Raw genomic sequence first — 13616 nt, forward strand, 5'->3', positions numbered from 1 at the left:
TTTTAGTAGGCATTGACTTTTTATAAATATCATTATATTGTACTATACAATATGCGTTTTAGATGCTGAACAGCTTAGCGGTCAATATGAGATCCAAAATGCTAAAGCCGAAAATTCAACTACTCTAGCACAACACCTGCAACAGCTACGACACCAGCGAAATGAATTGCAAGACAAATATCTACCAGTTGGTTCTGGCTTCCAGTTTGAGCAGTTTCAACAAACCCTAAATGACAAAATTGCAATTGTTTATTTATACATCACTAATACAGGTTTGGAAATATTTATCATTACCCGTGAGAGTCTCAAACATCTGAACGTGTCTAACCTACCTGAGAAGCAAGCTTTAGTAAATTGGGCTAATGAGTATCTAGAGACTTACAACCAGAACAAAACTAAAACTGAGTGGCTAAATTCTCTAACCTCTCGTCTCAGTCACCTCTCTAAAATTCTAAATATTGATCGAATTATAAATTGTGATGAGATTAAAAAATGCTCGCGTCTCATTCTCATTCCTCATCGCTTCCTGCACCTATTTCCTCTTCATGCCCTCCCATTGGCTAAGGGTGATTTTTTATGCGATCGCTTCCCCGAAGGTGTAGGCTATGCTCCCAGTTGCCAATTACTACAACTAGCCAAAATACGACAACGCCCCGACTTTACCCACCTTTTTGCCATCCAAAATCCTACTAAAGACCGTCCCTATGTGGATTTTGGAGTTGAAGCTATCCGTCCTTATTTTCAGCCGAATGACTATGTTCTCCCTGGAGACAAAGCAATAAAAGCTAACCTCATTCAATCAGAACAACTACGCTCTGCCCACTGCTTCCACTTTTTCGGTCATGCTACATTTAACTTTGAAAAATCAGCTCTAATTTTGGCGGATGGACACCTGACGCTGGGAGAAATCTTTGCTCTAGACTTAAATCAATGTCGCCTAGTTATCCTCTCAGCTTGTGAAACTGGCATGACAGATTTTAACAGCATCAGCGATGAGTATATCGGTTTACCAAGTGGTTTCCTGTTTGCAGGTAGTCCTAGCGTCGTCAGTACCCTTTGGGAGGTAGATCAACTGTCTGCTGCTTTTCTGATGATTGAGTTTTATGAAAACCTGAGAAAATATAAACAGTTAGAAGAGGGAGATATTGCGATCGCCCTCAACCTAGCACAGAAACGGCTACGAGATTTAACTGTTGACGAGTTTAAAAAACGCCTGATTAAATACAAGGCTCTAATTGATGAAATCCTTAGTAAACTGCCAAAAGTAGAGCGTAGGAAAGCTGAAGCCTCAATAACATATCGCCTATCTCAAGCATATCCCTTTGCTCACCCTTCCGATTGGGCAGCCTTTACAGCTACAGGAATCTAAGCTTCAGACTCTGACGACTCGCAAAACTTATGAACACCTATTTTAGTCACGTTGATAGCAACTAAGGTTGCTAAATTAGCAGGAAACGGCATGAAATCTCTCAAATCCTTGAATAATTCCAGTAAATCACCTGTGTATTTGCTACAGATAACTTTTCGTGCTTTCTCGGTTAACTTGTCTAAATAACTTTGGTCTGACTCTGCCAGAGTGGATTTTGTGTATCCAGACTCAATTGCTAATACTTCTGCTGCATCTTCTAAACTGTTATCACAAGCTTCTACTTCGTCAAGTGCAGCTAATGCCTCTGGATCGCTTGCCAATTCAGAGCGATATTGTGCAATTTGTTCAGGTGTAAGTATAGTCATTTGAGCCTGACTCCGTAAAATGTGATTAATGCTTTTCACCTTCACTCCTCCAGCAGTTAGTGCCAGAAGTCTTCCAGTTTGTCATACTCCCCAAGAAAAATTTATCTATTCTCAAGCGATCGATAATTTTTAAATCGAGCGGTTATGCTGGAACGATCGCCTCTTGAAGACGGATAATATTTCCCTCGGAATTTAAGATATAAAACCATTCCCTCGGAATGATAGTTTGATTCAGTATTCTGAGATGATGGCTCAACTCTTCTATAGAGAATGTTTCTACATAAGTGACAGTTTTTGTATCGCAGGGTTTGAGGCGATCGTTTTCTCCAATGTAGCGACCCTCACCAACATAGCCTAAACTTGACAAAAGTTCTTCTACTTCTGGTTCAATGATGGGCATACTTAAGTCGTCATCTGGGTAATCGACAAAAACAGCAATTTTACCTGTTGCCGGAACTTCTAATTCTGGAGAAGTCCAACCCTGTTTATAGTCCCAAACAATTGTACCTTTAGTCTTCATCTTCGCCTCCCGGGAAAATACACTGCCAAATGTTCTTCTGAAAGTGTTGAACGGCGAGTAACTTCCGTCCTTTTGCTTCTTCTAAGCAACGTTCAACTGCTTTTTTTCTGGTTCCTGCTACAACGGATTCGGTTTGAGGACTCCCCATACGCTGGATTTCATCTTCAGGATCTTCGAGATAGCTAAGTGGGTTAGTTGTCATTGTCCAAACCTTCCTGCTGCTGTTGACGGCAGCAAAGTGCTCGATCGATCAGCTTGGCGACTATCCAAGAAACCGATCGCTCTTCTGAGGCTGCCCACGCCTCTAAAGCGACTTTCTTTTCTTTGGGGATGTATACCGCTATCAACTCCCGCTTGCGTTTTCCACCCACGAGTTCTTTTTCTTTTAATTTTATAGACATTGTATCTTCTATCTTTGATTTAACTATGCTACTATATAGTATAGTAGCACATATTAGCATCGCCACCACAAAAATTTAATCCCTTTGGGACAGGAAGTGATGGAGAGGGAAACATCGGGAGAATAGTTGGCTGGAAGTGCGATCGTATTCCTAAAGATATAGATATTGCATACGGATCGCCCCCACCCTCCAAACCCATCAAAAGCCCCCTAGGGCAATATGTCATCAAGTCCTGACATTCGCTGCAGCAACGATCCCCCACAACTCCCAAATGTCAAGATTCCCTGACATATCGATCCCCAAAATCACGAAAATGCGTATAAGTACCCAGGATTGAGGCAAAAGACCCCTTGACCCGATCGCAACTTGTCTGCAACATTAAGTCATGACAAAGCGATCCCAAAGAAATGCTTCGATTAAGCAGCACTGGGAGTCGAATAGCGCGTGTGCTGCCAGCACAGCGTTGCTAGCAGCACCGATCGCACTCACAAAATCGATCTTGTCAATCAAGAATCGACAGATAAAGTTTTATTTAGATCGGACGGTGCGCGCAGAAGCCAAGAAGTCACAGCCCCCGATCGCATTGGGGACAAGACAAGCTAAAAACAAGCAAGGCTTCAAAGGTTGGAGAGATTTGGAAGCTCGATAATATTTGCACTTAAAAGAGTTTCTAACTCAAAAAATCAACACATTTGTGTTGAAAGAAAAAATCTAACCCGCCATCCCAAATAAGTGGAGAACAAACTCATGGCAAAAGAACGCCCACCATTAGAAGAGATGACTTTGCGACAACTCCGCAGAGTTGCTAGCGAATGTGGAGTCTCTCGCTACAGCCGGATGCGGAAATCGCAACTTCTGGCATCAATTCAAGAAATTCAGCGCACCAAATTTTCCTACAGCCCATCTCGCAAATTAGAGGCACAAGAAGCAGTGGAAGCAGCAAAGTTTGAACTCGGTCAAGAAGATAGAACAGGCGGTTCTTTGTCGTCTGTAGATGAAGGTTTAGCAGATTTGCCCAACGGCTACGGCGAAAGCCGGGTTGTTTTAATGCCCCGCGACCCAGAATGGGCCTACACTTACTGGGATATTCCCAACGATCGCAAAGAAGAATTGCGCCGCCAAGGAGGACAGCAACTAGCCCTGCGGATATACGACGTTACAGATGTTAACCTCGACATTCAAAGCCCGCACAGCATTCAAGAATATCCCTGCGACGAACTGGCGCGGGAATGGTACGTGCCAATCCCCGTAAGCGATAGGGACTACGCGGTAGACATCGGCTACCGCTGTCCAGATGGCCGCTGGTTGATATTAGCTCGATCGGCCGAAGTCCGCGTTCCTCCCGTCTATCCCAGCGACTGGATTGAAGACCAATTCATCACCCTCGACTGGGAAGAAGAGTTGCAAGGCAAAACCTTCGCCGAACTGGTTCCTCCCGCCAAGAAAATGGCACAAGCAGGCAATGGCTTCGGTTTCAGCACCAGCAACGCCATCTACGAACAAATCTTCGGCATGGCAGAATCTGCCGAATCCATGCGCGTAGCGGGTTCTATCTTCGGTTCCATGCAGCACGTCGCCGGTTCCGTCCAACAAGTCGGCATCCACGAACAAGCTCTCAGTTCCTACGTGTTCCCCTCCGGCGTCGGAATGTGGGCTGTTCCTACTATGTCCGGCCTCACCATGTCGGGTGTCGGTATGTCCGGCCTCACCATGTCCGGTGTCGGTATGTCCGGCCTCACCATGTCCGGTTTCGGTATGTCCGGTGTCGGTATGTCGGGAGTGGGCTTCGCCGCCCCGATGCGCCCCCGCCAGTTCTGGTTAGTTGCTGATGCCGAACTGATCGTCTACGGTGCCACCGAGCCCGACGCTACCGTCTACGTAGGCGGACAGCCGATTAAACTCAATGCTGACGGCACTTTCCGCTTCCAGATGTCTTTCCAAGACGGCTTAATCGACTATCCGATTTTTGCAGTAGCAGCAGACGGCGAACAAAACCGCGCTATCCACATGAAATTCAACCGCGAAACCCCAGAACGGCACACCAATACCAAGGAAGATGCTGTTGTGGAATGGTTGGGCTAATCGCTCGCGGTCGATCGCGATCCGGGCGATAATGCAGGTTTGTGCCAATTTTTTAACCATCACAAGGCATAGCCTGAGCAGATCGTGATTTGTTAGGGTTAATCCCAGACAACAACCCATAACACCCCCTTTACACCGTTCTCCTGTTTTGAGGAGCGGTGTTTTTTGTATTTAGGACTTACTCAGAAACCGGGTTTTTATAGCAGAATAGATCGCGGATCGGGCGATCGGCAAAAGTTATACCAATTCTCAAAAGTAGGGATAAATATAGATTGTATGCGAGTAGGGACACGGCATTGCCGTCTCCCTACTTTATTTCATCCGATTGACAACTGCTATATTAGACTATTATCTCAATATCTATCTGTAGATAGATGTTTACTTAACTCGCTATCGAGCTTGTTCAATCAAAATTTGGACTTTTCACTCCACCATTATTAAGTAAGCTAAAGTTTACTTAAATTTTTATTGCATAAACTCGCTAAATTCAGCGAAACAAAAGAAAGCGAGTTATGAGAGAAATAAGGCGATCGCACAGCCACTTCTCAAAAGCAAATGCAAAAAATAAATTCCCCGCCGCCACGAAGGCAGAAGCCTCGTCTTTTAGCCTTATTCGCTGTCACATTAACCGCCGTCTTGCTTTTATTTATTCTGCCGGCACTGACTCAACAGCCAGTCGTGCTCACCATGTTAATGCAAGGCCAAGACCTTGTTAACTGGAAACCCTTTGTCAAAGAATTTGAACAGAAAAACCCCGACATTCGCATCAACCTCATAGAAGGGCCTTTTGACAGCAACCTCATAGAAAATCTTTACACATCTGCCTTTCTTTTAGGCGAGTCGCCTTACGACATCATCAACATGGATATTGTCTGGGTTCCCAAATTTGCAGCCGCAGGTTGGGTAAGCGATTTGACAGACAGAATTCCTCCCGAACAACTATCAAAATTCATTCAAGGTAACGTCGAAGGCGGCCGATATCGGGGCAAACTTTACCGAATCCCCCACGCTTCCGATGCCGGAATGCTTTATTACCGCAAAGACATTTTAGAACAAGCGAAAATTCCAGCGCCTAAAACCTTTGAAGAGATGGTAAAAATCTCTCAAAACTTGCAGAAACAGGGAAAAGCAACTTGGGGTTATCTGTGGCAAGGCAAACAATACGAGGGAGTATCTGCGATGTTTGTCGAGGTTCTCTCCGGTTTCGGCGGCTTCTGGGCTAACCCTGAAACTTTTGAAGTTGGGTTAGATAAACCCGAGGCAATTAAAGCAGTGGAATTTCTCAAAAATACGATCGCCTCCGGCATTTCTCCTCCGGGTGTCACCACCTACGGCGAAGAAGAAACCCGGCTGTTGTTTCAAAACGGCAAAACGCTATTTTTGCGAAACTGGCCGTATGTTTGGAAGCTGGCAAATGCCGAAGGATCGAATGTTAGAGGCAAAATTGCGATCGAGCCAATGCTCAGCAGTAACGGTAAAACAGGCGGTTCCTGCTTGGGCGGCTGGGGCTGGGGAATTGCCAAAACCTCAAAACATCCAGAACAAGCGTGGAAAGCAATTAAATACCTTACCAGCGAGGAAACCCAGCGAAAATTTATTTTAGAAACGGGTTTAGTTCCCAGTTACAAATCCCTATTTACCAACAAAGAAATAGTTGCCAAATATCCCCACTACCCGCAACTCCTAAAAGTAGTGGAACGCCCAGCGTTGCGCCCGCCCCTGGCACAATACGCTCAAGCTTCTGATATTTTGCAGCGTTATTTGAGTTCAGCTTTTACCGGGAGAATGAGTGCAGAACAAGCAATGAAAGCAGCAGCTAGCGAAACTCGCAATTTATTAGGCAGTTTAAAACAACCCCAAGCTTCGTAAGTTCTTGCTTTCAGATCGATCCCCCCTAGCCCCCCTTAATAAGGGGGGGACTGGAACCTTCAAAGTCTTTTTTAAAAAGGGAAGAACTGCAACGTTCAAAGTCCCCCTTATTAAGGGGGATTTAGGGGGATCGAGACTCTGCTACAAGCGAGAGATACAAAGTCCTTCTTATTAATATCAAACGAGAAAAAGGTGAACAATATGCAATTAGACAAGATGCGACAGCGCGAACAAACAACCGGATGGATATTAGTAGCACCAGCTTTGATAATTCTGATGCTAGTATTTGCTTACCCAATATTACGCGCTTTTTGGCTGAGTTTATTCACCCAAAACCTCGGTACAGAATTAAAACTCGTTTTTTCTGGTTTTGCTAACTACAGTCGAATGTTAGGCGACGGGCGTTTCTGGCAAACTTTAGGCAACACCACTGTATTTACAGTCGTCTCTGTTTTGCTGGAATTAATTCTCGGTATGGGCATTGCCTTAGTCTTAAATCAATCCTTCGCAGGGCGCGGCATTGTTCGCACAATATCCTTGCTACCTTGGGCCCTGCCCACTGCATTGATGGGAGTCGCTTGGGCATGGATTTTTAACGACCAATACGGCGTAATTAACGACATTTTGAGGCGTTTGGGATTGATTCAAAATAGCATTAGCTGGCTGGGAGATCCGACTTTGGCAATGATGGCAGTAATTACAGCAGATGTGTGGAAAACGACGCCCTTCGTCAGCTTGCTTTTGCTAGCGGGATTGCAGTCAATTCCCGGTGATTTGTACGAAGCACACGCGATTGACGGCGCGAGTAGCTGGCAGAGTTTTCGTCAAGTTACCGTGCCCCTGCTGATGCCGCAAATTGTGATTGCTTTGCTGTTTCGATTTGCCCAATCTTTCGGCATTTTTGACTTGATTCAGGTGATGACGGGAGGGGGGCCGGCGGGAGCAACGGAGACGGTTTCTATCTACATTTACAGCACGGTGATGAGGTATTTAGACTTTGGCTACGGCGCGGCTTTGGTGGTGTGTACTTTTTTGATGTTAGTGGCAGCAGTTGCGATCGCCGCTTACCTGTTATCGAGAGCCCGCATCAATTGATTTTAGATTTTAGATTTTAGATTTTAGATTTGAGGATTGTAGATTGTAGATTTTAGATTGCTGAACGGTTTGAATTTTTCCTTTCATTGGTATAAATTATGTCGATCGCCCGCGAACAACTCACCAAAAAAACCTTTGACATCCGGCAATTAATCTTGCCAATCTCGGCGATATTAATCGTCGCATATTTTCTCGCACCCATCCTCTGGCAGGTACTAACTTCTTTCAAGGTAAATGCGGATATTTCGGCGATTCCCAACGTCTACCTTCCCAAACGAATTACTTTCGAGCATTACCTGTCGCTGTTCCAGCGCCGCCCGTTTGCACTTTACATTTTAAATAGCGCTTTTGTTTCCATTACTTCAACATTGCTGTGTTTAGCATTCGGCGCTCCCGCAGCATACGCTTTGGCCAGGTTGCGGTTGTGGAGCGAGAAAATCATCCTGGCAATTGTGACAATTGTAACGCTATTTCCGGCGGTGCTGCTATTTTTGGGACTGCTGGAAATTGTCAAAGCTTTGGATTTAGGCAATAATTATTTAGCATTAATTATTCCTTACACCGCGATCAATCTGCCCCTGACAATTTTGGTAATGCGGAGTTTCTTTCAACAGTTGCCAAAAGATTTGGAAGATGCGGCTAAAGTTGACGGATACAACACTTTTCAAATGCTGTGGCAAATCGTGCTACCGATGACATTTCCCGCGTTAGTCACAACCGGAATTCTGACATTTATTTCAGCTTGGAACGAGTTTATATTTGCACTAACATTTATGACTCGCGAATCTCTAAAAACAATTCCCGTCGCCACTGCTCAACTCAGCGGCACGTCAGTCTTTGAGATTCCTTACGGGCCGATCGCCGCAGCTACCGTTTTGGGAACTTTGCCCTTGGTTTTGCTGGTTTTGGTGTTCCAGCGGCGCATCGTTCAGGGTTTAACAGCCGGGGCTGTAAAAGGATAACTTTAAACTTTAAACTATCCAGGTATAATCAACTCTTTCTCTTCCCTTACCCTCTCTTCCTTCGTGTCCTTCGCGTCTTCGCGGTTCGTATATCAATTAAAAATCATGGCAAAACTGCAACTAAAAAACCTCAATAAAACCTACAGCCCTAAAGTAGTTCCTGTAAAAGACATTAGTTTGGATGTCAGCGAAGGAGAATTTCTGACCTTGCTGGGGCCGTCGGGGTGCGGCAAATCTACGACGCTGCGGTTAATTGCAGGGTTGGAACAGCCAACTAGGGGCGAGATTAGAATTGGCGATCGCAATGTCACTTATCTCAGACCGGGCGATCGGGATATTGCAATGGTTTTTCAAAGTTACGCGCTGTATCCGCACATGACAGTATACGAGAATATGGCATCGAGCCTCAAACTTCGCAAAATCTCCTCCAGCGAAATCAACCGGTTAGTGACGGAAGTTGCAACCTCCCTCGGATTGACGGAATTAATCGATCGCAAACCAGGAAAACTATCAGGCGGACAGCGGCAGCGAGTGGCCCTCGGCCGCGCTTTAGTGCGCCAACCGGAAGTATTTTTGCTCGACGAACCTTTGAGCAATCTCGACGCATTATTGCGGGAAAAAGTTAGGGCCGAACTCAAACAATTATTTGCATCCCAAAAAGCTCCTGTAGTTTACGTAACTCACGACCAAACCGAAGCAATGACGCTTTCAACAAAAGTCGCAGTTCTCAACAGCGGCAGCGTGCAGCAACTAGACCCGCCACACTTAATTTATACCCGTCCTGCAAATCAGTTTGTAGCCGGTTTTGTGGGCAGCCCGCAAATGAATTTGCTCGTGCTTAAATGCCAGGGCAATTTTGCGATGTTAGGTGATTTTGGAGTTCCACTCCCAAATATGCCGACTCTGCCGCCAGAAATTGTGTTAGGAATTCGCCCGGAACACGTCGGTTTTGCAGATGCAGAGGCCGGCAAGATGTCGGCCCCAGAGGCAATTAAAGGTGAGGTTTATTTAGTGGAAAACTTGGGAATGCAAAATTTAGTTAGCGTCCGAGTTAAAGGTGTGGAGCCAGTAACGGTGCGGGCTTTGCTGCCAAATGACCGCCACTGGAATTCCGAAATTGTAGAGCTGGTTTTTCCGCCTCAGTTGCTGCACTGGTTTGATGTAAAAACTGGCGATCGCTTGCAGTAATAATTTGCCCTGCATACTATGATTGATTAAAACTTGTCTAACCATGTGTATAAAATTTTTTTTTTTGCTTCTAATTAAGTTATGACTTTAGTTAGAGGTAGAACTATTTTGCTGCTGTTAACGTGATATTCATGTGTGAAAAAGCTAATTGGCTGACACATAGGTGGCGTGTTTACCAGATTTTATCGCTAACCTATAACTCTATTTAGGTGGTTAATCGGAAGTTAAAGCTCAGTTGGCTTTACATCGCATTAACTGCTGCTTTTGGAGCGAGTCAATTAGATGAAAAAATGTTGAAATTTATCACCAATCAACTTAGGGAGTATTACTGAGATGAATTTGATTTCCACAGCCATTGCTCGCATCAGTTCCCTGCTTAAGGGCTTTCAAATTAAGAGTTTTTTGAGTGTTGTCCTAGTCGGTTTTCTGCTGCTGACAACCACTGTTGATTCGGGACGCACTAACAAAGGTTTTGGCACGCAAGCCAGCTCAAACTCTGAGCTCAACAATCCTGAAAGACCCCAAACAACGCGGGAATGGAGGCAAGAAGCTCGCGAAACGTCAAACTCTCCGGGCGAACGAGCTCAGAAGATTGGACAAGAAGCAGGAGCAGCCGTGAAAGAATTCGGGGAGATGTACCAAGACACTGCTAAGAGAAGTGTCCGCGAATTAAAGGATAAGTAGGTCCACCTAAAAAAATATAACACTGAGAAACCTGATTGCTGTAGGGGCAGCGCCAAGAGTGTTCGCCCTGGCGGGTTTCTCAAGACCTGAACAGTTTGACGTTTAAATAGGTTGAGCTACTTAATACGGCAGAGACAATTAAGTAGGCGACCATAAATAAACTAAGACTGACGTTCATAAACCCGGTTTCTCATGTGAAACTGGGTTTTTGAGTTGGAAGCCTTTTATGTTAAATTAAATCAAATCCGCGTTAAAAACCCCTTGATAAGACTCGGCGGTTGAAACTAAGATATTGCTGAATTCTCCATAAGCATTTCAAGGGCGGACTAGGAGCAACGGCCCCGAATAAAATTGAACTATGAGTGGAACAGGCCGGAAAGCCTGCTCATGAAAATGGTGCAAGATGTCAGTTAAAACCGCTTTTAACCTCAAACTCGTATGTGGCTTCGATCGCCCCTGGAATGCGACTTTGAGGCCAAACTACACAATCTTTCGTCCCTCTCGCTTGAGACTGAGAAATAAGCGGTAAGGCGCTTAGGTTGCACCTTACATATAGAAGTTCCGCGTAATTCCTGATGAATAAACATCTTAACAGTCTTTGCTTGACCGGCCTGCTGTTCATCCTGCCTGTTTGTCCCGCGACAATTGCCCGCGCTCAACTTCCCGAAACTTCGGATACTAATGCCAAGCAAACAAATCTCCTCAAAGATGAACTGTATTTTGGGTTAACTAAACCGGGAGGTGAGACAATTTCGGAAGCAGAATGGCAGGAGTTTGTCAAGGCAGTTATTACCCCTCGCTTTCGGGAAGGGCTAACTGTATTAGAGGCAGCGGGGCAGTTTCTCAACAGCTCGGGAATTCTGATTCGAGAAAACTCTAAAATAGTTATTTTGATTTATGAAAGTAGCCGGGAAAAAAATCAGGCTATTAATGAAATTATCGAAACTTACAAACGCACTTTCCAGCAAGAGTCCGTTTTGCGGGCTACGAGCGAAGTTAAGGTTTCCTTCTGATGCGGTCATCGAATCAGTGTATTTATGATATTATTTGTGCTGAGCAAGGTCATACCCTCAAAGATAAGTAGGGTGCGGGTGCAAGCAAAATCATAATCATAATTTTTGGGTATCGATCGCACACTGCAAAAACTCGCTAGAAAAACCTGCCCGGGAGAAAACAAAAACATGACAAACGACGGCAACCCAAAAGCTGAACGGCCCGAAAGCGAGGATTCAGAAAATTTGGACGGTATGGCGAAAGCTTTTATTGTGAGCGTGGCTTGGTCTTACGCAGAGGCATTGGAGCGAACGAAACGATCGCGAAATCCACAGGAACCCGCGCCGGAATCTCCGACAGAACAAGTCGATCGCAATCCTGAAAGCAATTAATGAAAGACCGTTAATGCGATCGATTTGCCAAATTATCTGTGCGATCGAACACAGTAGTCAGTTAGCTGTTTTGAGTTCAGAACGATCTACTCAGAGCAGCGAGCTGTGCAATTAAAGCCGAATTTGTATTGGATTTTACAACAAAAAAAAGTGAAATCCCCGTGACTCTTCAATAAGCTTAGGACAAGCTTTAGTCAGGGGATGAGAAGTGCGTTGCGAGTTTGAACCTCAACCTATCTCTATCCCTAAAACGGATTTAAACTAAACAAAGTACGGTTTTACCGCTACAGTGTACAAAACAAATAACTAATTTTGACATCGGTCTCATGTCTAATTCAAAAATGATTGGCAAAGCGATCGCAGGTAGCCTTTGCTTCGGCATCCTCGCCAGCTTCACCGCTTCACTCGGCCCCGCATCCGCAGCAGCACCAATAATTGCCCAAGAAACAGCAGCCCCGGCCGCTAGCAGCATCGACCAGCAACTCCTAGGTCAATGGCAAGGCACAGTCCCCTCCGGTCAGTCTTTCACCTTCGTCTTTGCCCCAGAAGGCAAATTGTTTCTCATGGCTAAAGGCCCCGACGGAGCCGCCCGCGCCAAAGAAATGAGGTACAAAGTTAATCTCGGTGAAAAACCGATGCACATTGATGTCGGCCTCAGCAGCACAGAAACCGTTCAGACTGTTTTTGAGTTGACTCCCGAAGGTCAAATGCGCCTTCAGTTGCAAGGAACCAATCCCGGACAGGCGAGACCTAATTCCTTAAATGAGCAGGCAACCGTGTTTAAAAAGGTCTCCGAGGCCACTGCACTGCCTGCTGACACTCAGGTCATCGGTTTTTGAGGAAAATTGCAGGCAGAAGGCACTTATCGCAATTGTCAATTGAGTGAGGTACTGATTGGGATTTTCGATTTTCGATTTTCGATTGCGAAATTGGTAAGAAAACCGGCGAGTACCTCACCTGATTGATATCCGCTATAACTAGCTCTGAGTTTTCAGATTGCCACGCTTCGCGAGGAACGAAGCAATCTTAAAACTTTCCCCGTGCCTTCTGCCTTCAATACCTGATACAATCTTGTCATGAAACAAGTCCTGACAGTATCTTGCAAGCTCCAAGTAGCGCCTGAGCAGTGCATCAAAATTGATGCAACCCTTCAGGCGTTCGCGAGTGCTTGTGAATATGTGAATCAAACTGTGTCGCCAACTCTGACAAATGAATTGGCGATGCAATCCTTGGTATATCACAATGTCAGAGATATGTTTGGACTCTCGGCGCAGTTGGCAATCCATGCTATTAGACGGGTTTCTGGCAACAGAAAAACAGCTAAAAAAGATGGGAAGCCTGTTAACAAATTTGCTCCTACTAGCGTCACTTACGATGCCCGTATCTTTTCTTTTAGGGAAAAAGATTGGACAGTAAGTTTGACTACTACTGGTGGTAGGGAACGGTTTGTACTGGCTATCGGAAACTACCAACTTGGATTGCTGAAAGGTCAAAACCCCAAGACTGCTACTTTGTGCAAACGCAAAGATGGTAGTTACTATCTTAATATTCAGCTTGAATCTCAGCCAGCCGAGCCTCCACCAAGCAATCAAGTTTTGGGCTGTGATTTGGGTAGGACTGATAAGCTGTTAAACATCTAAACTGCATTAACTAAGTTGCCTTTATTTTTTATCTTTCGGTTCCATTTCATAATTAG

The 13616-nt window shown here is 45.1% G+C and carries 16 protein-coding genes; 12 read left to right on the top strand and 4 right to left on the bottom strand.

Annotation, left to right across the window (positions count from 1 at the left end; translation table 11 throughout):
• Positions 1-37: 37 nt before the first annotated feature.
• On the top strand, positions 38-1369 hold the full coding sequence (locus QUA78_RS29735; protein WP_333305233.1) for a CHAT domain-containing protein: 1332 nt from the start codon (positions 38-40) through the stop codon (positions 1367-1369).
• Here QUA78_RS29735 and QUA78_RS29740 read toward each other — a convergent pair.
• The 4 genes from QUA78_RS29740 to QUA78_RS29755 all read right to left on the bottom strand — a co-directional run bounded on the left by QUA78_RS29740 (position 1366) and on the right by QUA78_RS29755 (position 2655).
• A complete protein-coding gene (locus tag QUA78_RS29740; protein ID WP_333399182.1) occupies positions 1366-1734 on the bottom strand; it encodes a hypothetical protein in 369 nt (122 codons plus the stop codon). The genes QUA78_RS29735 and QUA78_RS29740 overlap by 4 nt on opposite strands.
• A gap of 142 nt (positions 1735-1876) precedes the next feature.
• Positions 1877-2254 carry a hypothetical protein gene (locus tag QUA78_RS29745; protein WP_333305229.1) on the bottom strand — a complete coding sequence of 126 codons (378 nt, stop codon included), beginning with the start codon at positions 2252-2254 and terminating at the stop codon, positions 1877-1879.
• Entirely contained in the window at positions 2244-2456 is a 213-nt protein-coding gene (locus tag QUA78_RS29750) for a hypothetical protein (protein ID WP_333305227.1), read from the bottom strand. The genes QUA78_RS29745 and QUA78_RS29750 overlap by 11 nt, the downstream gene beginning before the upstream one ends.
• Positions 2446-2655 carry a ribbon-helix-helix domain-containing protein gene (locus tag QUA78_RS29755; RefSeq protein WP_333305225.1) on the bottom strand — a complete coding sequence of 70 codons (210 nt, stop codon included), beginning with the start codon at positions 2653-2655 and terminating at the stop codon, positions 2446-2448. The genes QUA78_RS29750 and QUA78_RS29755 overlap by 11 nt, the downstream gene beginning before the upstream one ends.
• Positions 2656-3040: 385 nt before the next feature.
• Between QUA78_RS29755 and QUA78_RS29760 the strand changes: the two genes are divergently transcribed.
• The 11 genes from QUA78_RS29760 (at position 3041) to QUA78_RS29810 (ending at position 13560) form a co-directional block, all read left to right on the top strand.
• Positions 3041-3304, top strand: a complete 264-nt coding sequence (locus QUA78_RS29760; RefSeq protein WP_333305223.1) for a hypothetical protein — start codon at positions 3041-3043, stop codon at positions 3302-3304.
• 98 nt (positions 3305-3402) lie between these two features.
• Positions 3403-4737 (top strand): DUF4912 domain-containing protein, encoded by a 1335-nt coding sequence (locus QUA78_RS29765; protein WP_333305221.1) that lies wholly within the window; start codon positions 3403-3405, stop codon positions 4735-4737.
• Positions 4738-5292: 555 nt separating this feature from the next.
• On the top strand, positions 5293-6606 hold the full coding sequence (locus tag QUA78_RS29770) for an ABC transporter substrate-binding protein (RefSeq protein WP_333305219.1): 1314 nt from the start codon (positions 5293-5295) through the stop codon (positions 6604-6606).
• Between the two features lie 201 nt (positions 6607-6807).
• On the top strand, positions 6808-7701 hold the full coding sequence (locus QUA78_RS29775) for a sugar ABC transporter permease (RefSeq protein ID WP_333305217.1): 894 nt from the start codon (positions 6808-6810) through the stop codon (positions 7699-7701).
• Between the two features lie 98 nt (positions 7702-7799).
• On the top strand, positions 7800-8663 hold the full coding sequence (locus QUA78_RS29780) for a carbohydrate ABC transporter permease (RefSeq protein WP_333305215.1): 864 nt from the start codon (positions 7800-7802) through the stop codon (positions 8661-8663).
• Between the two features lie 105 nt (positions 8664-8768).
• Entirely contained in the window at positions 8769-9851 is a 1083-nt protein-coding gene (locus tag QUA78_RS29785; protein WP_333305213.1) for an ABC transporter ATP-binding protein, read from the top strand.
• A gap of 333 nt (positions 9852-10184) precedes the next feature.
• Positions 10185-10535, top strand: a complete 351-nt coding sequence (locus tag QUA78_RS29790) for a hypothetical protein (RefSeq protein WP_333305211.1) — start codon at positions 10185-10187, stop codon at positions 10533-10535.
• A 575-nt stretch (positions 10536-11110) separates the two neighbouring features.
• A complete protein-coding gene (locus QUA78_RS29795; protein ID WP_333305209.1) occupies positions 11111-11548 on the top strand; it encodes a DUF3574 domain-containing protein in 438 nt (145 codons plus the stop codon).
• A gap of 168 nt (positions 11549-11716) precedes the next feature.
• A complete protein-coding gene (locus QUA78_RS29800) occupies positions 11717-11920 on the top strand; it encodes a hypothetical protein (protein ID WP_333198537.1) in 204 nt (67 codons plus the stop codon).
• Positions 11921-12246: 326 nt separating this feature from the next.
• A complete protein-coding gene (locus QUA78_RS29805; RefSeq protein WP_333305207.1) occupies positions 12247-12759 on the top strand; it encodes a hypothetical protein in 513 nt (170 codons plus the stop codon).
• 237 nt (positions 12760-12996) lie between these two features.
• The gene (locus tag QUA78_RS29810) at positions 12997-13560 is read left to right on the top strand and encodes a transposase (protein ID WP_333399183.1); all 564 of its coding nucleotides are present in this window, start codon (positions 12997-12999) and stop codon (positions 13558-13560) included.
• Positions 13561-13616 lie beyond the last annotated feature (56 nt).

Origin of the sequence: Microcoleus sp. K4-B3, from assembly GCF_036704615.1 — a bacterium.
In the GTDB taxonomy this organism is placed as follows: Bacteria; Cyanobacteriota; Cyanobacteriia; order Cyanobacteriales; family Microcoleaceae; genus Microcoleus.

Bases quoted from the DNA above. Each gene is read 5' to 3' on its own strand.
- QUA78_RS29770 (WP_333305219.1), top strand. From the start codon at position 5,293: ATGCAAAAAATAAATTCCCCGCCGCCACGAAGGCAGAAGCCTCGTCTT.
- QUA78_RS29750 (WP_333305227.1), bottom strand. From the start codon at position 2,456: ATGACAACTAACCCACTTAGCTATCTCGAAGATCCTGAAGATGAAATC.
- QUA78_RS29805 (WP_333305207.1), top strand. From the start codon at position 12,247: ATGTCTAATTCAAAAATGATTGGCAAAGCGATCGCAGGTAGCCTTTGC.
- QUA78_RS29780 (WP_333305215.1), top strand. From the start codon at position 7,800: ATGTCGATCGCCCGCGAACAACTCACCAAAAAAACCTTTGACATCCGG.
- QUA78_RS29740 (WP_333399182.1), bottom strand. From the start codon at position 1,734: ATGACTATACTTACACCTGAACAAATTGCACAATATCGCTCTGAATTG.
- QUA78_RS29760 (WP_333305223.1), top strand. From the start codon at position 3,041: ATGACAAAGCGATCCCAAAGAAATGCTTCGATTAAGCAGCACTGGGAG.
- QUA78_RS29800 (WP_333198537.1), top strand. From the start codon at position 11,717: ATGACAAACGACGGCAACCCAAAAGCTGAACGGCCCGAAAGCGAGGAT.
- QUA78_RS29745 (WP_333305229.1), bottom strand. From the start codon at position 2,254: ATGAAGACTAAAGGTACAATTGTTTGGGACTATAAACAGGGTTGGACT.
- QUA78_RS29785 (WP_333305213.1), top strand. From the start codon at position 8,769: ATGGCAAAACTGCAACTAAAAAACCTCAATAAAACCTACAGCCCTAAA.
- QUA78_RS29755 (WP_333305225.1), bottom strand. From the start codon at position 2,655: ATGTCTATAAAATTAAAAGAAAAAGAACTCGTGGGTGGAAAACGCAAG.
- QUA78_RS29775 (WP_333305217.1), top strand. From the start codon at position 6,808: ATGCAATTAGACAAGATGCGACAGCGCGAACAAACAACCGGATGGATA.
- QUA78_RS29795 (WP_333305209.1), top strand. From the start codon at position 11,111: ATGAATAAACATCTTAACAGTCTTTGCTTGACCGGCCTGCTGTTCATC.
- QUA78_RS29765 (WP_333305221.1), top strand. From the start codon at position 3,403: ATGGCAAAAGAACGCCCACCATTAGAAGAGATGACTTTGCGACAACTC.
- QUA78_RS29790 (WP_333305211.1), top strand. From the start codon at position 10,185: ATGAATTTGATTTCCACAGCCATTGCTCGCATCAGTTCCCTGCTTAAG.
- QUA78_RS29810 (WP_333399183.1), top strand. From the start codon at position 12,997: ATGAAACAAGTCCTGACAGTATCTTGCAAGCTCCAAGTAGCGCCTGAG.